Source organism: Synechocystis salina LEGE 00031, assembly GCF_015207985.1.
Classification (GTDB): Bacteria; Cyanobacteriota; Cyanobacteriia; order Cyanobacteriales; family Microcystaceae; genus Synechocystis; species Synechocystis salina.
This window is the reverse complement of the sequence record NZ_JADEVV010000005.1, coordinates 59,711-77,814: the sequence shown is the minus strand read 5'-3', so window position 1 is coordinate 77,814 and position 18,104 is coordinate 59,711. Positions and strand designations below refer to the sequence as shown.

The following is an 18,104-nucleotide window of genomic DNA, read 5'->3' as shown; positions in this document are numbered from 1 at the left end:
ATTACAAGAAAAATTGCCAAGATACTTACATTAAGTTATCAATTGAGAATATTGATGAGACTAGGAATTCCTCCTCCTAGAAGTGCACCAATGGGGCTAAACAATTCTCTGAGCGTATCAGTTGCTTGGGTTAAACCACTGGTATTAACTAAAACCACGTCATTATTTCTCAGAGTGGGATTTCTATCCGAACTGATGTTGAGACTAAAATCTGGAGCAATATTAAGCCTCGTAACTGTACCATCGGGGTTTAAACGGATTAAATCAACACTGGCCTTATCAGCTCTCACCGGATCAAAAGAGCCGGCTGCTAGGATTGCTTGGTTCAAAGTGGAATTAGGTTGGAGTTGAATAGCCCCTCCCCGACGAACTTCTCCCACAACATTGACCGTGATAGACCGGGGCGAAAAATTAGCGGTGGCGATCGCCTCAAATTCATTTGGCGATAGTTCCTTAGCTTGGGGAACAGTAATGACATCGCCATTTTGGAGAATAACGTCCTTATCTAGGTTACCTTCGTCCAACAGTTCCCAGAGATTAACCACAATTAACTCAAAATTTCCATCCCGATTTTCCCGCCGCACTTCCACGTTACGGATGTCAGCTTGGGATTTAATACCTCCAGCTTCCTGAATTGCCTGGGTCAAACGCACTGGTTGTGTATTTTCTACGTTGGCACGGCTACCCGTTGTGTTTCTATTGGTGTTGGTGTTGTCACCACTCACTTCGGTGATACTAGAGGCTCGAATGGCAGGGGAGAGTTTATAGGAACCAGGACGAAAAATTTCCCCAATCACCGCTACGTTAATTTCCTGTTCAAAACGAATACCAAAATTTGCGTCGGCTAATTGTCGGACTTCCCTGGGATCTGTGGCAGTTTTGCTGGGAATAACCACAATATCCCCGTCCCGCAGGGTTACATTTTGACGGGAGTTGCCTTCCCGTAGCAGTTCCCACAGGTTAATGCTGTAGTTTTCTTGGTAGTTACCCTTTTGTCGACGCAGTTGTACTCGACTGATATCTGATACGGGAGTGAGACCACCGGCCTGTTGAATGACCTGGGTGAGGGTGGGAAATTTCTGTCCGCCTTCGATCGCCAAGGCATAAGCCCCAGGGGAATTGACTTCACCAGAAAGGGTAATGTTGAGGGGACGGGGGCTGGTGAGAATGGCCGTAACTAGGGGACGGCGAATATATCTGGCATACTGATTAGCCAAAAGTTGATTCAGCTCTGGGATGGTGAGATCGGCCACCCTGACCGTACCAATAAGGGGAAAACCTATTGTGCCGTCAACCAGAACCTGATATTCCCCCGATAATTCTTGTACCTGAAAAACGTCCACCCTAAGGCGATCGCCCGGGCCGAGGGTATATTCACTCTCTGGAGGCAGCACTGAAGGAGTATTTTGGGACGTAAATTGCTGTAACTGACCAGGGGCAGGACTACCAATTTGGGCCAATGCTTCCGGGGTCCCCAAACCCGCCCAGGCCGCGGCAATTAATAATGCTGCGCCGCCTAACTTCGAGGGTAAAGATTGACTGGGATTAAGCACATTCAAGGGAAGCATCGCATTCACCAATGGAGAAAATTCCAAAGCAGTCAAAAGTAAGTTTTTCATCCCACTACAAGAAACAATTATTGCCTTTTTAGTTTCCATTTGGGGTGGATTAGCCCAATGGCCTGGGCATATCGTAGGTACATATTATATGTTGGGGAAACCACCGTGAAAATTGTCCTCCAGCTTTTCGTTGACTTTCCCCATGGCCCGCAAGCAAAAATTTCCCCATCTCCTCGGTTCCAAATGGACAGCTCAACAAAAAACCTGGGGCTGGCGACACTTCCAGGTGGCCAATCGCCGGCAGGAAGGTCGGTGGGTTTTTGCGGAAATGGTGGCTAGTTGTGATCCCAAAGTCCGCTTTTGGCTTAATGCCCAACAACTTAAAGATGATCTGCTCTGGCGATCGGGCTGGCAACCTCTCCAAGCCATGGAAAAGGATGGGGAAGATCAGATAACGCTAAAATAGCCTGCGAGTCACTAACCATCACCGCCCCTAACCATGTCCCTCCCCGTTCCCTCCACCATTGACGAGGCCATCACCGAGGCGATCGCCGCCACCCAAAGGGCCCTAGATGACGGTTACCGCCGCATCCAGGTGGAATTATCAGTGCCGGAAATTGCCCTCCAAGCCCAGGCCATTGCCTTGGAATTTAGCCAATTGTTTGCCGACCAAGGATTGGGGCTACGGATCATTTTTCCCGACACCGGGGCGGCAGCCCTAGCCAAACGGGACTGGGGCGAAGTTTCTTTCCAGATCGGCGATTTAGGCAGTCGTTACACCCCCATCGACCGCAAAATTGCTGAATCTGACCAGGTATTTTTGGTGGTGTCCCCCTCTGCGGTGGAAGTTCAGAGCGTGGAAAAACTTTGCGAATTGGCCGGCGATCGCCCGGTGATTTTGCTCATTCCCCAACTTGAAGATGTTTCCATTGTTGGCATTGGCTATGCAGCCCGACAACTGCGGCAACGGTTTTTAAGCACCCTCTTCAGTGCCTACTATTTCCGTCCCCTGGAAGGGGCAATCGTGTTGCGCTCCCACCCTTCTCCATGGCAGGTATTGCTGGAAAAGGGAGAAGAGTACGAACTTTTAACAGAATTACCCGAAAAACCGGTAGGAGAAGCTTTGGAGCGCCTACTAATGGAAAGTAACAATCCCCAGGAGCCCGGCTCGGAAAGTACGGGCCCCAGTCCTAAACGGGGGGGCATCATGGCCAATCTGAATCGTTTTCTCAAAGCCCTCAGTCAATAGTCCGGTTAGAAGTCCGCCCCGACGTTTTAAACTGTATGGGGTTGGCCGTTAATGGTTCAAAAAATTCAGAATTTTAAGTAGAGTTCGTTCGTGTTAGACCTTAAGCAAATTCGTGAAAATCCCACCGCTGTCCAAAATCGTCTCAATCAACGGGGAAGCGGCACTGATTATGATCTCCAACCCATTTTGGCGATCGCCACTGAACAGAAAGCCAAGGAAAGTGAACGAACCCTGCTCCAAAGTCGTAGTAATGAAATTGGCAAATTAATTGGGCAAAAAATTGGCCAAGGAGCTGATCCCAAGGGCACAGAGATTCAAACTTTGCGGGAAGAAGGCAATAATCTCAAAGTTCAATTAGCGGATTTGGAACCGCAGGAAAAAGACCTCAAAGAGCAGTTGCAAAAGCTGTTACTGGAACTACCAAACTTACCCTGTGAAACCACCCCCATAGGGGCTAACGAAACCGATAACGTTGAGGTAAAACGTTGGGGAGATCAGTATCTAAGAGCAGAAAAAGAAGGTATTTTACCCCATTGGGAAATTGGCGAAAAATTAGGCATTATTGACAGTGAGCGGGGAGTCAAGGTAGCCCAGAGTCGTTTTATTTCTCTCATGAAAGCCGGGGCCGCCTTGGAGCGGGCCTTGATTAACTTCATGCTCGAAAGGCACATCGGGGTGGGCTACCAGGAAATTATGCCCCCCATTTTAGTTAACAGCGACTCTCTGCTGGGAACGGGGCAATTGCCCAAGTTTGCCGAAGAAAGTTTTCAATGCCGGGAAGATGACCTCTGGCTCATTCCCACCGCCGAAGTACCGGTGACCAACCTTTATCGAGATGAAATTTTAGACCTGGAACAACTGCCCATCAAACATTGTGCTTATACCCCTTGTTTTCGGCGGGAAGCTGGGAGCTATGGTCGAGACACTAAGGGGCTTATTCGTCTCCATCAATTCAACAAAGTCGAATTAGTCAAATTAGTTAAACCAGAGGAGTCCGCTGTCGAGCATCAGATCCTAGTGGCCGACGCAGAAGCCATTCTCCAAGCTTTAGAATTACCCTACCGAGTAGTAGAACTATGCACGGGTGACCTAGGTTTTGGGGCAGCTAAATGCTACGACTTAGAAGTTTGGTTGTCATCAGCCAACACCTACCGGGAAATTTCTAGTTGCTCCAACTTCCATGATTTCCAAGCTCGCCGAGCCAACATTCGCTACAAAGAAAAAGGCAAAAAAGGCACCCAATTTGTTCATACCCTCAACGGTTCTGGTTTGGCGATCGGGCGCACCATGGCGGCAATTTTGGAAAATTATTACGAACCCAGCACCGGCCAAGTTAAGGTTCCCGTCGTCCTACAGGATTTCCTCAAACGAGATTATCTTTGACTCCATCGCTGCATTCTAATTATTCTTTGCCAAAATAAAAGCGGTGGACTACCTATTGATAAACCACCGCTGACAAATTTTCATTAATAATGAAATAAATGGACTGACCTGAAGGCTATTTTAGTTTGGAGTTCAATCAGAAAAACAGATTAGTCATTGTTAGTTAGAGCTTTTGACTAAGTAAAATATTTCATACCCAGCCCAAATCGCAGTTAACAAAATAACCTAGTTGTCTTCGTTGCTATCGGCTTGATAGGGGCGGATGTTAACAATTGTTCCCCCCAAACGAGAAATGCGGCGCATTTCCTCATTCATACGGGCATAGGGAACTTTAATAAACACACTGCCACTGCGACGAATATCATGGTTGATGTTTTCACTGGCATCGGTCTGGCGGAGTCCACTAATTTCATAGACAAAGACACGGTTAGCTGCTTGGGTATTGGAATAACCCACCAAAGAAGATTGACCTAACATGGCGATTCTAAAAACTCCTAAACACTAAATTTTTAATTTGCTAGTTTGCAAAATCATCTACAAAAATAAAAAAAGAGAAGCGACCCCAAGTTACTCCCCAGAGGGAAAATAAAGTCAAGCCACTTCTCCTCCTGAACTAAACAAAAATCTAGCTCAAGCTAGCTGGGGTAATACTAGCAACCTTACCCCCCAAACGATTAATTTGTTGTAATGTTTGGTTGAGTTGTTCAAAGGGAACAATCACTGCCTTATTGCTACGACGCACTTTGGGATAACCAGGCGCAGAAATGGCCGTAATTTCCACCCGGAACAGTCTGCTTGCTTGACCAAAGGGAACAGTACCGCCCAACGCTTTTGCCGGGGTATTGCCCGCCCGAGAAGGACGGTAGGCCCAACCAGCATTACTGCCACTGGGTCCCACGATCGCCGAAACAGTATTTTGCCCCAACTCCGTCGCTAAACGGGTAGAGGTGCGCTCTAACTGGGAGCGGTCACTGTTGGCATAACCACGGTAGAGACGGAACATGCGGGTGAAGCCCACAGTGCGATCGCCTACCTGATTATTAAAACGATAATAGGGAACAATATTTTCCCCAAAGTTTTCTTGGTATTCGACCGAATCAATGTAAGAATCGATATCCGCATCGAAACCCTGGTTTTCATAGAGATCGAGATGGAAAATCACCTCATCTTCACTGAAAGGAGCACGGCCCAACAGATGTTTGTAGTTGAGTTCGATGACCCGGGTTTGGAAGTTGTTATAAAGGAATTTCTTCTTATAAAGTTCGGACTTGGCCACGGTACGGACAAATTCCCGCACACTGATGGAGCCATTGGTTAAAAGAGACTCGGCACCCTTGAGGCGCTCGGAATCCATGATGTAATCGTTGCCTAAAACCTGACGATACACAGCCCGAATCACCATTTTGGCATCATCAAGGCTAAAGTCAGGGCGTAACTCCACAGGGCGGGACTCGTTATAGGGAGCCACCCCCAATCTGGAGGCTGCGGTTGTAATTGCCACTAAATAATCTCCTTTTACTAACTAGGTTGACAAAAAATCCTGATTCTAGGCAAGGGAAATCATTGTGACCGTATCTCCTTGGCGATTAATTTGTTGCAATTTGGCAGACAAATTATCGTAGGAAACTAGATACTCAGCTTTACCACGGCGCACTCGGGTACCACGACCAGGGGCCGCCCCTTGAATCACCTGCAAACGATACATTTGGTTGCGACTGCCCGCCGAAGTTCCCCGCAAACTCTCGGCCGCGGAACCGGAATAAACCGGAGAAGCCGTATTGCGAGCCAACTCCCGCGTCAATCGAGACCGGGAACCATTCCCCTGGGAACGATCACTAGTGGCGTAGCCCCGATACACCTGGAAAGAACGGCTAAAACCAACGGTTTTTTGGTTGCGTTGGGTAGCAAAACCACGGAAATAGGGAACAACCCAATCTCCAAAGCTTTCCGTGTATTCCAGGGAGTCAATATAGGAATTGATCTCCGCCTCATAGCCTCCCTGGTGATAGAGATCAGTGTGGAAAGCAATCTCCGACTGATCATAGGGAGCCCGTCCCAATAAATGCTTATAATTAAGCTCGATAAAACGGGTTTGTGGGTTGGAATGGAAAAATTTCTGCCGGTACACTTCCGACAGAGCCACAGCCCGCACAAAATCCCTGACCGAAATTTCCCTGCCCCGGAGCAAAGATTCTGCGCTGGTCAGCCGTTCTTGGGACATGAGATGGTCGTTGCCCAAAACTTGACGGTAAACCGCCAGGATAACGGCATCTATTTGTTCTTCTGTACTACGGGAACGAAGTTCGAGGGGAACAGCCTCGTCCACTGCCACAATGCCCAGGCGCTGGGCCGAAACTAAACTAGTCATTTTATTCTCCTAGATAAGTGTCAATAAATACGACAAGACCTGGAAAAGCGGAATATTGTCAACCAGTTGTTAACACTTCCCCACCCTTCCAGGCCAGCTAGAATTAAAAACTGACTAGCTTAGAGCATTGATGGCGTAATCGAGGTAGGAATTGGCTTCGTCACGGGCATCACCACTCAAGCCATGGTTAGCTTTGATATACTTCAGAGCTTCAACATACCAGCTGGGGGAGAGGTCAAAGGTCCGGTTGATTTCATCAATACCGGCGATCAAGTACTCATCCAAAGGACCGGTACCACCAGCAACTAAGCAGTAGGTAACGATGCGGAGGTAGTAGCCGATGTCCCGGGCACACTTGTCTTTACCCCGTTGATCCGCAGCAAAGTTGTTGCCTTGGGTTTGGGTGGTATAAGGGAATTTGTTGTAAACGGCTTGGGCAGCACCATTTACCAAGCTCTGAGCATTGTCGGTCAAAGCTTTGGCGGCTTGCAAACCAGCGTTGGCTTGACGTAGACGACCGAAAGCAATTTGCAATTCGGTGCTGCTCAGAAAGCGACCTTGAGAGTCAGCGGTGGAAACGGCTTCAGTTAAAGGGGTTTTCATTGTTCTGGTATCTCCCGTTAGAATGTGAAAATTTTCCTAGATATGTCAGCTTTAAGCTGGATTTTCTCGGGTATGGAACCTGAGTAAAGTTGGTTTTTAAAATAACCAAACTAGGCTACGGCAGCGGCAGCACGGTCGAAGTAACCAGCGATTTCAGCAACGATGGCACTGCAATCACCACGGGTGATGCCATTGGGATCGTTAACGATATCCAAAGCAGCTTCTTTCATTTTTTGAACGCCAGCAGCTACGGAAGCACCGGGAACACCCAGGGCAACATAGGTTTCACGAAGACCGTTCAAGCAACGATCTTCTAGAACGGAAGCGTCGCCAGTGAAGGTTGCGTAGGTAACATAGCGGAGGATGATTTCCATGTCACGCAAACAAGCAGCCATACGACGGCTGGTGTAGGCGTTTCCACCGGGTTGGATTAATTGGGGCTGTTCGGCGAACAAGGCACGAGCAGCGTTGGAAACGATAGCGGAAGCATTACCGGTGATGCGATTAACAGAATCAATCCGTTTGTTGCCTTCAGCAACGGTAGCGCTCAAAGCATCTAACTGAGAACCAGAGAGGTACTCGCCGCGAGCATCAGCTTGGGAAACAACCCGAGTGAATACGTCGAACATTGAATTAATCTCCTACTTGACTTTATGAGTTGGGATTTTCTTAAACACAATTCCCCCGGATAAACTGAGGGAGTCCAAAGTAATGACCCTGGAGTTATTGTTACTGATCTCCATGAACTTTCGTTAACCACCCGGGGATTTATGAGAGATATTACCTAAATAAATCCAGGGAGGAACACGGAGGCAGCGATAGGGCCACCGGGATGCTCAAACAGCTCAACGCCTAGGCTTGAATGCTTTTGCGATCCCACAGTTAACTTTATACAACGCTGATGGGACTTCTGTCTGTTACGTCTTGTTAATTTTATTCCTGCTTTTTTGTTAAGTAATGTTGCAGGCGATTCTCAGTTTGTCCTGGATGCGGAGAGAGGACAACAATTTCTGTTCAGCTTATGTTCTAGGGCTAAAATTCTATGATTGATGTTCGGTGCGAACTTTTCTCGTTTTTAGTTTCCGCCGAGGCAAAGAAGATAGCTTTCTATGGAATCAGGGTCTGCTTTATTTTTTTGTTTCTTTTCTCCTCGTCTTGATACCCAATTACTGGCTTCTGTGGGTGGGGATAGTTTTGTTAAGTTTATTTTACAATGAAGTAGGGGCAGTGTTTGATTTGCCTTGCTGATGGGTTAAATAACTCCACCGCGGCTATAACTCTATTTTTTCTGGGGCTTGGAGGAATTGCCAGTCCGATCGCCAGAGCAAATTATCCTATGGCATTGAATAATTGAATATAAGTAACGACCCTGGGGTTTGTCTGTGACCTAAATCACTTGGCCAATGTGATAGTTTCTCTGGTGGAAAGACTGGTCATGACAAAGACTGGATGTAGTTAGTGACATTCAAGTCTTTTTTTAATCATGTTTGATTGTACTGCTGATTGTTTTAGTCTGCCCGGTGATCTTGCCCTCAAGCGTAAAATTGCCGACCTGGAAAAATCATTAAATTCTGTACCGAATAAGCTGACGGTTGACCAGGAAACTAGGGCCGAAATTGTTCGCTCTGTGGCCAGCCGTATGGGAAGAATAACCTATGTCCGCCGCCTATCGATGGGGCAGGTCAAACAAAAGCGTGGTTGATGAGTGATGGGCCTGCCTGGGTAGAGAACTCCCTTTTTTTCCACTTTACTGCTCAATGTTCTACTCAACGCTTCCATGTTAACGGGGACTGACATTCCTTTTTCCTTTACCTAATCTGGATGCAGTGAGGGAAATTTTTCCCACAACCCATATCCGCAATCAGGTGAGGAAATTAGGATGTTTAATAGTTTTTCGTTCCCTAAGCTGCATTGGCAAGCCCGTCGCTCCACTGCTTTGTTGACTACTGCTTTATTAATGGGGGGATTGGTTACTAGTTTCACTAGCCCAGTGGAAGCCCGTCCCCGTCCCAATCGTGGCAATGCCGCCCAAAATTCCAAGCGATGGAATGACAATAACCCCTATCCCTACGCTCCTCGTTCTAGCTATAACATCGGCCAACTCTACAATGTGGAAGTGCCGGCCCAAACGATGATTCCTGTGGCGGTTGACCAAGGACAGATCACTTTAAAAAGGGGAGAAACCAGGGCAGTCAGTCTCCGCACTACAACGGCCCTCCGTCAATCCGACGGTGTTACGGTTATTCCCGCTGGCAGTGAAATTATTGGTCAGTTCCGCCCGATCGCCAATGGCAATGCAATGCAATTTGTGGCCCAGCAGTTGGTGCTCAATACCGGTGAGTATATTCCCATCAATGCCCGTTCCCGTGAACTGGTAGGTTTTCAAACGGTCAATAAGGGGGCGAGTACTTCCGATGTAATTATGGGAACCTTGGCTGGGGCTGGCACGGCGACGATCATTTCCGGCACCACTGGCGATCGCCGCATTACGCCCCTGGAAGTGTTGGGGGGAGCAGCGGCGGGGGCCCTGGCCGGTTGGGGCTTACCCACGGCAGGCATTCTTGGTGGTGGCACAGAGGAGTTGTTAACTGTTTCCAGCCGAGATTTGACCCTGATGCTGCAATCGCCCCTCCGCATCGGCAATGGTCAAGGGCAAACGGTGCCCACTAACAACAACGGCAACGGCAACTGGCGCAGTGCTAGTTGGTAGGTAGCGCCAAACCAGATAACCTCGTATGGATTGTCACTTTTGGAATATAAAGTGACATTTTTGTCAATATAACTTAAAATTTCTTAAAATTAATCGGGTAAACAGTAACATTTGTGACGGTCTACTCTGGTTAAATCCCCTAACGTAGCTTCTAATTCATTCACTAGGAATAAATACTCATGAGTGTTTTCCCCGCAGAAACCTGTCCCGTATGTGGCGTCACCATTGAAAATGGCTCTAAGGTGGTTTTTTCTTCTGGGCCAGCGGGAACGAGGGCCCGGCTCTGGGCCAGGGTCTGCAACTTTGCCCGTAACACCAGTTGCATCAATCAAGATGAAGCGGCGATCGGTAATGTTTCCAGCCAAGATTATTACGATTAGTGCTTTTCTTTGCGCCCGGATTGTTTTTGATCGAATAAATAAATCAAATCTTGCCCAGTTTTCCCATGTTTGTGTCTAGCTTTGGCTGTGGGGGAGCTGGGCTCTCGTTTGAATATTGGTCTGCTATGGCCTTGCTGATTGTGGGGGATATGGTCAATCTGACTAGATGTGGGCCCAGGCAGCCTTCTATGGCAAAGGGCTTTATATAGATACAATTTGACCCATTCTGGGCCGTGGGAAATTGTAATTTTGGCGATCGCCCTACAGTCCCGACACTTCTTTGTTGAAGGATGGTTTAACCTGGGACAATTTCGCCTCAATTTTAGGTTTAAGCCGGTCCAACTCCTGTTTGAGCAACCGTTTAGTCACCTGGGGCTTACCGCCGGGCAGAGATTGACTAGACTGGGCCCACTCCTTGAGCAACTTACACTGATTGGGAGCAACGGTGGCGGTCAACATGTGCTGGCAGCGAGTGGGATTTTCCAAGGCAAAAAATAGCAACCAATAGGTACCGGATTGCCCCAACATTTGGGCAAAATTTTGACCCGATGTGGTCTTTAAATCAAGGTAACAGGGCAACCAACGGGGGCCATATTCCCGATGATAGAGTACCGTAATCCACAGCACCATGGGATGGGGCGAAGTCATCAGCAAAAATTGGTTGTAGCGGATGCTGGACATACGGGTGAGGATATCCTCTTGATTCAACATCACCCACAAACTGGCCAATTTTCCTTCAGCGGCGTTGAGCACATGGGGAAAAACAATTTTTTGTTTTGGTTTGTCAGAGGGCCAGTCTAATTGCTTATAGAGTTCACTCACTGGCGGCAATCGTTTTTCTGGAGCTGTTCCCGTACCCCGTTGGGCCACCACCGTGGCTTCCATGTCACTGTTTAATAAATGGGGCGCAATCTGGGTTTTCTCTGTATCGGAAATGGGGGGAGCTTTAATTTCTGTTTCAATGGCATCGATCGCTCGGATAATCACATCCACCGATTGGGGACGACCCTTGGGACTTTTAGCCAGGCAGTTCATCACCAAGGCTTCGAGGGAAGCGGGAATTTTATAGCGGGCAGAGAAGGGATGGGGCTTAGTGTGGTGATGGGCTTCATACCAACCCCCAAAGGAAGAATTGTCGGGGAACAGGGGCATTTCCCCCGTTAGCATTTCGTACATCATCACTCCCAGGCTGTAGATGTCCGAACGACTGTCTAACTCCTTGCCTTCCATTTGCTCCGGGGAACAATAGGCGAGGGTCCCCATGAAGGCCTGGGTTTTCGATTCCTCCGCCGCTTGTACTAGTTTAGCAATACCAAAATCGAGAATTTTAACCAGTTCCCCCAGGGCTGGATCCTCCACCAAGAGTACGTTACTGGGCTTAATATCCCGGTGGACAACGGGGCAGGCTTCTCCTTGGTAAATAATTCCCTTATGGGCACAATCCAGACCAAAGCAAATCTGCCTAGCTACTTTTAAAAAGCGCTCCACCTTGAGGGGTCGGTATTTAATTACGTCACTGATGTTTTCCCCCTGCAGGTACTCCATAACGTAGAAGGGGATTTCCTTTTCGTCCAGCCCGTAATCCCGCACCCGCACAATGTGGATGCTTTTTTCCCCCAATAGGGCTGAAATAGTAGCTTCTCTTTCAAACCGTTCCTTCATGCGGGGGTTGAGCAGGGCTTGGGAAAGGAATTTGACTGCGACGGTTACTCCCCCAAGGAGCTTATCTTCAGCTCGGTAAACTTGGCCCATAGCTCCACTACCCACCAACTCAACCAGTTGATAGCGATTGGCCAATAGGCGGCGGTGACGGGAGTCAGGGGTCATAGCGCAAATATCTCAGCGACGAGCGGTGACGTTAATTTTCGAGCAACAAGCAATTTAGTCTGGATCCCTAGCCTCAGCCCTGTCTTTCCAGGGTGGCTTCCATTGTACTGGTCAAGTAGTGGCCAGTGAGCATTCCACTAGCTAAATAATAACGGTGATCACTGAAGCGGTAAAAGGTTTCAAAGCCACTCTGTCGCTGGCGATCGCCTAGGACCCAATAGCGCTGAACAATAGCATGGTTGGAAATCCAGCCTTCCCCTTCTACTCTACCTAGTTGACTGTGTTGCAAAACGTAAGTGTATTGGGACTCCCCACCGTTGAGGCGACCCCGATATTGACAGGATATATCTTGGTGGCCACCGCCGGGAAAGCTAAACTTAGTCACCATGGTAAACCAATCTTCTTGATTCCAGGCTATCAGGGCACCTCCCTTGATTTCCAGGGGGGGTTGATCACGCTCCAGCCAAAAGCCCGCTAGATGCCATCGGCCTGGCTCCAATAGGAAAGTGTGGGCCAAGGTGTTTTTCTCCTGTTTTATGCAACTCCATTGTCCCTAATTCTGGCAGTGACCTAAGGAAATATTACAAAAAATCCACACTACAATTGCCGACCTTTAGCTTGGTCATCCCCGGTTTAGTTAAAAACTGTTAAAAAACAGATAAAAACAATGATATTGTTGTTTTAGAACAGTAGTCAAAGTTACAATATAAGGACATTTTATTGGATCTTAAGTTTTTATAGGACTAAGTGGGGAATGATAAATTCAGCAGTCCGCTCCCTAGCCATTGTGGGGGGGGTGCATGGTAATGAACGAACAGGGGTGGAGGTGGTGCGTCGGTGGCAGGAGAAAGATTTTGCTCAGTATTTTCCGGCATTGAAGTGTCATTATTTTTTGGCTAATCCCCGGGCGATCGCCGCTAATCGTAGGTATATTCACCAGGATTTGAACCGTTGCTTTCGGCCCCAGGACCGCAAAAACCCCTATCTGATGGGCTATGAACAGTTGCGGGCCCGGCAGCTGGCCCATCAAATTTCCCTGGCGGGCATTGATTTTATTGTGGATTTGCACACCACTACGGCGGCCATGGGCACCACTTTAATCTTAAACTGCCCCCATCCTCTGCTCCTCAACCTAGCGGCCCACCTCAGCGCCCAGGATGAGGAAATTCGGGTGTTGCAGTACGCCCCCCAAAAGGATTTGCCCTATATTCGTGGCCTGTGTGAATTAGGCTTAACCATTGAGTTTGGCCCCGTGCCCCAGGGAGTTTATGACCAAGGGGCGATCGCCAAAACCCAACGGACTCTAACCAGAATTTTGGCCTATCTCCAGGCATTAACCTCCGGTAATGTGCGTTCGGCGGATAATTGCACCGTCTATCAACAGATAGAAACCATCGACTACCCCAGGGATGCCCAGGGGCAAATTGTGGCGGAAATTGCGCCCCATATCCGGGATTACCAGGCGATTAAACCGGGCACACCATTGTTTTACCATCGTCGGGGTAATGTCACTCCCTATCGGGGAGCTTCAACGGTTTACCCTGTATTCATTGGCGAAGCGGCCTATGTGGAAAAGGGTATCGCCATGGCCTTAACCCAGCGGAAAACCATTGCTATTTGATGGCTTGATGATAATTTTTGCGCAGTGGTTAGGTTAAAAAAATAGCAAGAAGTTATCCCGGCGATCGACGGAGTGGGGAATATAGGCTAACCTTTGATGGCATTATGGGCATGTTAATCACTGGATAGCCATGGTGGATTGTTTTTTTGTCACTGGGGGCACTGGCTTTGTCGGGGCCAATTTAGTCCGGCATCTGTTGGCCCAGGGTTATCAAGTAAGGGCTTTGGTGCGGGCTTCCAGTCGTCCCGATAATTTACAAAATTTACCCATCGATTGGGTGGTGGGGGATTTGAATGATGCTGATCTCCATCGGCAAATGCAGGGCTGTCGGGGTCTATTCCATGTGGCAGCCCACTATTCCCTTTGGCAAAAAGACCGGGAGACTCTTTATCACAGCAATGTGTTAGGCACCAGAAATATCCTGGCCTGTGCCCAAAAGGCGGGCATTGAGCGCACCGTCTACACCAGTTCCGTCGCGGCGATCGGTGTGAAAGGGGCAGGGCAAAGCGCCGACGAAACCTATCAAAGTCCGGTGGAAAAATTAATCGGGGCTTACAAACAGTCGAAATATTGGGCGGAACAGGAGGCGTTGGCGGCGGCCCAGCAGGGACAGGATATTGTCATTGTTAACCCCAGCACCCCCATTGGCCCCTGGGACGTTAAGCCCACCCCCACGGGGGAAATAATTTTGCGGTTTCTGCGGCGACAAATGCCAGCCTACGTTAACACTGGTTTAAATTTAATTGACGTGCGGGACGTGGCGGCGGGGCATCTCCTAGCTTGGCAAAAGGGAAAAACTGCTCTGACCAGGGGCGATCGCTATATTCTCGGGCACGAAAATATCAGTCTCCAGGGCATTTTGGCCCACCTAGCCACCATTACGGGGTTGTCAGCTCCCAAAAATACAGTGCCCCTTTGGTTACCCCTGGCGGTGGCCTGGGTGGAAGAAAAAGTTCTTGCTCCCCTGGGGCGATCGCCGTCGGTGCCCATGGACGGGGTTAAAATGTCTGCCCAAGAGATGTATTACGATGCTGGTAAAGCGGTGCGGGAATTGGGTCTACCCCAGTCCCCCATCAACCAGGCCTTGGCAGATGCGGTGCATTGGTTCCAAGACCAGGGCTATGTTGAGCCGCATTGACATCCTCCCCCCCATAATCGATTTAAATTTTCATAACTTTTTCATAACTTTCCATGACCATTCAACTAACTGTACCCACCATAGTTTGTGAAGCCTGTGCCGCAGCCGTCACTAAAGCTGTGCAAAATGAAGATGCCCAAGCAACGGTGCAAGTGGATGTGGCCAGCAAGCAAGTTACCATCACCAGTGCGGTGACAGAGGAATTACTGCGGGCGGCGATCGCCTCGGCGGGGCACGAAGTTGAATGAAATTTGGTGGCGATCCAGACAGTGACAATTTTTCGTTCTGGCTGTTCTGGTTTGCATTTATAACCCAACCCTCTACAATCGAGGGAGTATTTTGCAACCCGTATGTGTGTGAGGATCTGAACAATGCAGTCCCAATGGAAGGTGAAAGACCTAAAAAGTAAGCCCTGCCGAGATTACAGCCTCTACAATCTGTCCCTAGGCGGGCTGATCGTCCTTGGTAGTTTGATCTGGTCTTTACCCGGTAGCACTACGGGAAATTTGGAAGTGGAGGGTTCAGGCTCAGCCCCCATTGCAACTTCCGCCGCTCCCCCAGCCCCGGTAAAGGCGCCCACTCCGGTGCAAAGTAAATCTACTCCGGCCCCCGCTCCGGCGGCCACAAAACCGGCAGCTCCCAAACTGGCTGCACCGACCATTTTGCCCCCAGCTCCCGTATCCAGCCAACCGGCCCAAATACGTCAAGGTTTGCAAAAGAATAGTTATATTGATGCTGCTCCCCAAGGCACTGCGGCGGCCCCCAACTTGCCCACTCGGACGGAGGTGGAATTCATTCCCCGCTCTGGGCAACAGGCCCCCCTCAACACCCGTTATCCCGCTGCCAATCGCAATACAGGCAACCGTGTCCCCGTGGCCCGTCAGCAATCGAGTCCGGTTAATCCCCCCACGACGCTAACTTCCCGTCGCCAGAGGATCAATGCCCGCAATACGGCTCCCACTAATAGCTCCGTTGCTCCCCTCAATCCCCTCAATATTCAACCCAAAATCAGTTCCCTGGCGATCGGGCAGCCCGTGGGGGCCAATCAAGTTTTCAGCCTTGATCCCATGGCTAATCGGGGCATTCAAATCGCCCTAGCTCCGCTACCGGAATACAGTAGGGCCACGGGATTGTACTCTCCCCAAGGTGAGCCGGGTCAAGGTACTGACCTCATGTTCCCCGTTGCTGGTGTTAATCCCATTACCTCCGCCTTTGGTTGGCGCATTCATCCCATCAGTGGTCAAGGGCGTATGCACAATGGCACTGACATCGGCGCTCCCATGGGCACTCCGGTGCTGGCGGCCTATGACGGCATAGTGGAAGCGTCCCAATGGTCCGGCGGCTATGGTTTGATGGTTACCCTGCGCCACTTAGATGGAACCCAGGAATCCCGTTATGCCCACCTATCGGAAGCCTTTGTACAAACTGGACAGCAGGTGGCTCGGGGCGAAGTGATCGGCCGGATTGGTAGCACGGGGTTCTCCACTGGGCCCCATTTACACTTTGAATGGCGACACCTGACTAACGATGGTTGGGTGGCAGTTGATGCAGGGCCCCATTTGGAAGCCGCTTTAGCTAATTTGATGGCGGCCCAAAAATACGCCCAATCCCAAACTGATTCACATCCCCAAAGTTAGACAACGAACAACCATAGTAAAACTGCTGATTTATTTTATTTCCCATTGTTTCAGCTTCAATTCCCTGAGTGCATCCAACTCGGGGATTTTTTGTTTGACCATGATTGATTCAAAATTTGCCGTAATTTGTTTAAGTCGACAGAAAATTTAGCCAGCAGTTTCGTCTTATTTTCAATTAAATCAGCCACAAAATTACTGCTAACCAACACTCTGGCTTTGGGGTAACAATGGCTCCAACCGGGCTCGAAAACCCAATTCCTGGAGGGATGCCACCGCAGCACCGTAGTCATTCACCCAGTAGTTTTCCCCAAAACGAATGAAATGTTTAGTTGGCCCTTCATTGATGCAGGCCACCACTGGTATTCTCATCTGTTCCCTTTGGGGGGAATGGCTTTGCAAAATTTGCTTCAGTTGGGCTTGGGTACTGGTGTTGGTAATCTCCTGGGGAGTGAGATCGAGCATGACCATTTTTACCTCTTCCACTGGTTCCAAATCTTCCACAATTAACTGGTATTGATCATCCCGACGGTCAACTTTGCCCCAAATCATTTGTTGGCTGCCTTCTATTAATACATCCTGTAAACGTTCATAGTTGGACGGAAACACCACCGCCTCCGATTGTCCCGACATATCTTCCAATGTCAAAAATGCCATGGGTTGACCAGTTTTTTTGGTAATAATCTTTTTCACTGCCACCAAAATTGCCACTGCACTAACTTTCTGACGGACTTTATATTGATCTAAATCAATTAAATTAATTGGAGATAGTAATCGGGCAGAACGTTGTACCGATTTGAGGGGATGTTCCGATACGTAAAAGCCCAAATGTTCTTTTTCTAGTTGCAGCTTTTCTTGTAGAGAAAATTCCGCCACTGGGGGAGCAGAAGGTTCCTGTTCAAAACCATTATTGGCGGCTTCTTGAGCTTTGATCGATTCCCCTGCGGTTAGACTGTCAAAGATATTTAATTGTCCTGTTTCTTTTTCCTTAGCCCGCTTTTGGGCCCAGGCAATGACCAATTCTAAATCATGGAGAAGTTGGTTGCGATTGGTTTGCACGCCATCGAATGCCCCGGCCATGATTAATGTTTCGATCGCCCGACGGTTAACGACCCGTAAATCCACTTGAGTGCAGAAATCCGCTAGGGATTTAAAGCGTTTTTGTTCGGAATTATCCCGGGCGGTAATAATTTGCTCGATCGCCCCTTCCCCCAAATTTCTCACAGCGGAAAGTCCAAATAAAATAGATTCTCCTAGGGGGGTGAAATGGCGCTGGGAACGATTGATATCCGGTGGTTCGACAGTGATGCCTAATTTCTGGCAGTTTTCCCGATACTTTTCCACCTTGTCCTGGCTATCACTACTGGCGGTGAGTAGGGCGGCCATGTACTCCACCGGATAATTAGCTTTTAAGTAAGCCGTTTGGTAGGTGACGTAGGCGTAGGCGGTGGAATGGGATTTGTTAAAACAATTGGCGGCGATCGCCCCATGGGCTAGGAGAAAATTGTGGTCTTGGGGGAGACCAATATCAAATACTTTTTGCACTCCGAGGGAGCGACGGCCGATAACTTTAACCATGGGGACAGCAATTATGTCAAATCTTGTGTTTAAAATTTAAGGAAACTTTTTTCA

19 protein-coding genes are annotated in these 18,104 nt (G+C 48.8%); 10 read left to right on the top strand and 9 right to left on the bottom strand.

Annotated features, from left to right (window positions below; genetic code table 11):
* Positions 1-38 precede the first annotated feature (38 nt).
* Positions 39-1,619: a polysaccharide biosynthesis/export family protein gene (locus IQ217_RS02790; protein WP_228024064.1), complete on the bottom strand. Its 1,581-nt coding sequence runs from the start codon at positions 1,617-1,619 to the stop codon at positions 39-41.
* Between the two features lie 142 nt (positions 1,620-1,761).
* Here IQ217_RS02790 and IQ217_RS02785 point away from each other — a divergent pair, with 142 nt between their 5' ends.
* The 3 genes from IQ217_RS02785 (at position 1,762) to serS (ending at position 4,191) form a co-directional block, all read left to right on the top strand.
* On the top strand, positions 1,762-2,025 hold the full coding sequence (locus IQ217_RS02785) for a TIGR02450 family Trp-rich protein (protein WP_190597713.1): 264 nt from the start codon (positions 1,762-1,764) through the stop codon (positions 2,023-2,025).
* Positions 2,026-2,058: 33 nt separating this feature from the next.
* Entirely contained in the window at positions 2,059-2,808 is a 750-nt protein-coding gene (locus IQ217_RS02780; RefSeq protein WP_194018839.1) for a DUF1995 family protein, read from the top strand.
* Positions 2,809-2,898: 90 nt separating this feature from the next.
* Positions 2,899-4,191, top strand: a complete 1,293-nt coding sequence (serS, locus tag IQ217_RS02775) for a serine--tRNA ligase (protein WP_194018838.1) — start codon at positions 2,899-2,901, stop codon at positions 4,189-4,191.
* 225 nt (positions 4,192-4,416) lie between these two features.
* Here serS and IQ217_RS02770 read toward each other — a convergent pair whose 3' ends face one another.
* The 5 genes from IQ217_RS02770 to IQ217_RS02750 all read right to left on the bottom strand — a co-directional run bounded on the left by IQ217_RS02770 (position 4,417) and on the right by IQ217_RS02750 (position 7,791).
* Positions 4,417-4,668: a phycobilisome linker polypeptide gene (locus IQ217_RS02770; protein WP_190597716.1), complete on the bottom strand. Its 252-nt coding sequence runs from the start codon at positions 4,666-4,668 to the stop codon at positions 4,417-4,419.
* Positions 4,669-4,816: 148 nt separating this feature from the next.
* Entirely contained in the window at positions 4,817-5,692 is an 876-nt protein-coding gene (locus IQ217_RS02765; protein ID WP_190597717.1) for a phycobilisome rod-core linker polypeptide, read from the bottom strand.
* Between the two features lie 45 nt (positions 5,693-5,737).
* On the bottom strand, positions 5,738-6,559 hold the full coding sequence (locus IQ217_RS02760) for a phycobilisome linker polypeptide (protein ID WP_190597718.1): 822 nt from the start codon (positions 6,557-6,559) through the stop codon (positions 5,738-5,740).
* 114 nt (positions 6,560-6,673) lie between these two features.
* Positions 6,674-7,162, bottom strand: coding sequence for a phycocyanin subunit alpha (cpcA, locus tag IQ217_RS02755; protein WP_010871860.1), 489 nt, complete (start codon positions 7,160-7,162; stop codon positions 6,674-6,676).
* Positions 7,163-7,272: 110 nt separating this feature from the next.
* Complete coding sequence (locus tag IQ217_RS02750) at positions 7,273-7,791, bottom strand: phycocyanin subunit beta (protein WP_010871861.1); 519 nt, start codon at positions 7,789-7,791, stop codon at positions 7,273-7,275.
* An 854-nt stretch (positions 7,792-8,645) separates the two neighbouring features.
* Between IQ217_RS02750 and IQ217_RS02745 the strand changes: the two genes are divergently transcribed.
* The 3 genes from IQ217_RS02745 to nblD all read left to right on the top strand — a co-directional run bounded on the left by IQ217_RS02745 (position 8,646) and on the right by nblD (position 10,252).
* On the top strand, positions 8,646-8,864 hold the full coding sequence (locus tag IQ217_RS02745; RefSeq protein WP_190597719.1) for a hypothetical protein: 219 nt from the start codon (positions 8,646-8,648) through the stop codon (positions 8,862-8,864).
* A gap of 177 nt (positions 8,865-9,041) precedes the next feature.
* Positions 9,042-9,872 carry a hypothetical protein gene (locus tag IQ217_RS02740; protein ID WP_194018837.1) on the top strand — a complete coding sequence of 277 codons (831 nt, stop codon included), beginning with the start codon at positions 9,042-9,044 and terminating at the stop codon, positions 9,870-9,872.
* 179 nt (positions 9,873-10,051) lie between these two features.
* Positions 10,052-10,252, top strand: a complete 201-nt coding sequence (gene nblD, locus IQ217_RS02735; RefSeq protein ID WP_190597721.1) for an NblD family protein — start codon at positions 10,052-10,054, stop codon at positions 10,250-10,252.
* A gap of 261 nt (positions 10,253-10,513) precedes the next feature.
* Here the strand turns inward: nblD and IQ217_RS02730 are convergent, their stop codons facing one another.
* Positions 10,514-12,079 carry a serine/threonine protein kinase gene (locus tag IQ217_RS02730; protein WP_190597722.1) on the bottom strand — a complete coding sequence of 522 codons (1,566 nt, stop codon included), beginning with the start codon at positions 12,077-12,079 and terminating at the stop codon, positions 10,514-10,516.
* A 73-nt stretch (positions 12,080-12,152) separates the two neighbouring features.
* Positions 12,153-12,596, bottom strand: a complete 444-nt coding sequence (locus IQ217_RS02725; RefSeq protein ID WP_194018836.1) for a hypothetical protein — start codon at positions 12,594-12,596, stop codon at positions 12,153-12,155.
* A 237-nt stretch (positions 12,597-12,833) separates the two neighbouring features.
* On the opposite strand from IQ217_RS02725, the gene IQ217_RS02720 reads away from it, so the two are divergent.
* The 4 genes from IQ217_RS02720 (at position 12,834) to IQ217_RS02705 (ending at position 16,475) form a co-directional block, all read left to right on the top strand.
* The gene (locus tag IQ217_RS02720) at positions 12,834-13,700 is read left to right on the top strand and encodes an aspartoacylase (RefSeq protein WP_194018835.1); all 867 of its coding nucleotides are present in this window, start codon (positions 12,834-12,836) and stop codon (positions 13,698-13,700) included.
* A 130-nt stretch (positions 13,701-13,830) separates the two neighbouring features.
* Positions 13,831-14,838 carry a hopanoid-associated sugar epimerase gene (hpnA, locus tag IQ217_RS02715; RefSeq protein WP_194018834.1) on the top strand — a complete coding sequence of 336 codons (1,008 nt, stop codon included), beginning with the start codon at positions 13,831-13,833 and terminating at the stop codon, positions 14,836-14,838.
* A 53-nt stretch (positions 14,839-14,891) separates the two neighbouring features.
* A complete protein-coding gene (locus IQ217_RS02710) occupies positions 14,892-15,086 on the top strand; it encodes a heavy-metal-associated domain-containing protein (protein ID WP_190597726.1) in 195 nt (64 codons plus the stop codon).
* A gap of 123 nt (positions 15,087-15,209) precedes the next feature.
* Positions 15,210-16,475 carry a M23 family metallopeptidase gene (locus tag IQ217_RS02705; protein ID WP_194018833.1) on the top strand — a complete coding sequence of 422 codons (1,266 nt, stop codon included), beginning with the start codon at positions 15,210-15,212 and terminating at the stop codon, positions 16,473-16,475.
* A gap of 198 nt (positions 16,476-16,673) precedes the next feature.
* Here the strand turns inward: IQ217_RS02705 and IQ217_RS02700 are convergent, their stop codons facing one another.
* The gene (locus tag IQ217_RS02700; protein WP_194018832.1) at positions 16,674-18,050 is read right to left on the bottom strand and encodes a helix-hairpin-helix domain-containing protein; all 1,377 of its coding nucleotides are present in this window, start codon (positions 18,048-18,050) and stop codon (positions 16,674-16,676) included.
* Positions 18,051-18,104: the final 54 nt, after the last annotated feature.

Bases quoted from the DNA above. Each gene is read 5' to 3' on its own strand.
- cpcA (WP_010871860.1), bottom strand. From the start codon at position 7,162: ATGAAAACCCCTTTAACTGAAGCCGTTTCCACCGCTGACTCTCAAGGT.
- hpnA (WP_194018834.1), top strand. From the start codon at position 13,831: ATGGTGGATTGTTTTTTTGTCACTGGGGGCACTGGCTTTGTCGGGGCC.
- IQ217_RS02790 (WP_228024064.1), bottom strand. From the start codon at position 1,619: ATGAAAAACTTACTTTTGACTGCTTTGGAATTTTCTCCATTGGTGAAT.
- IQ217_RS02705 (WP_194018833.1), top strand. From the start codon at position 15,210: ATGCAGTCCCAATGGAAGGTGAAAGACCTAAAAAGTAAGCCCTGCCGA.
- nblD (WP_190597721.1), top strand. From the start codon at position 10,052: ATGAGTGTTTTCCCCGCAGAAACCTGTCCCGTATGTGGCGTCACCATT.
- IQ217_RS02745 (WP_190597719.1), top strand. From the start codon at position 8,646: ATGTTTGATTGTACTGCTGATTGTTTTAGTCTGCCCGGTGATCTTGCC.
- IQ217_RS02720 (WP_194018835.1), top strand. From the start codon at position 12,834: ATGATAAATTCAGCAGTCCGCTCCCTAGCCATTGTGGGGGGGGTGCAT.
- IQ217_RS02750 (WP_010871861.1), bottom strand. From the start codon at position 7,791: ATGTTCGACGTATTCACTCGGGTTGTTTCCCAAGCTGATGCTCGCGGC.
- IQ217_RS02780 (WP_194018839.1), top strand. From the start codon at position 2,059: ATGTCCCTCCCCGTTCCCTCCACCATTGACGAGGCCATCACCGAGGCG.
- IQ217_RS02700 (WP_194018832.1), bottom strand. From the start codon at position 18,050: ATGGTTAAAGTTATCGGCCGTCGCTCCCTCGGAGTGCAAAAAGTATTT.
- IQ217_RS02760 (WP_190597718.1), bottom strand. From the start codon at position 6,559: ATGACTAGTTTAGTTTCGGCCCAGCGCCTGGGCATTGTGGCAGTGGAC.
- IQ217_RS02740 (WP_194018837.1), top strand. From the start codon at position 9,042: ATGTTTAATAGTTTTTCGTTCCCTAAGCTGCATTGGCAAGCCCGTCGC.
- IQ217_RS02710 (WP_190597726.1), top strand. From the start codon at position 14,892: ATGACCATTCAACTAACTGTACCCACCATAGTTTGTGAAGCCTGTGCC.
- IQ217_RS02730 (WP_190597722.1), bottom strand. From the start codon at position 12,079: ATGACCCCTGACTCCCGTCACCGCCGCCTATTGGCCAATCGCTATCAA.
- IQ217_RS02770 (WP_190597716.1), bottom strand. From the start codon at position 4,668: ATGTTAGGTCAATCTTCTTTGGTGGGTTATTCCAATACCCAAGCAGCT.
- IQ217_RS02785 (WP_190597713.1), top strand. From the start codon at position 1,762: ATGGCCCGCAAGCAAAAATTTCCCCATCTCCTCGGTTCCAAATGGACA.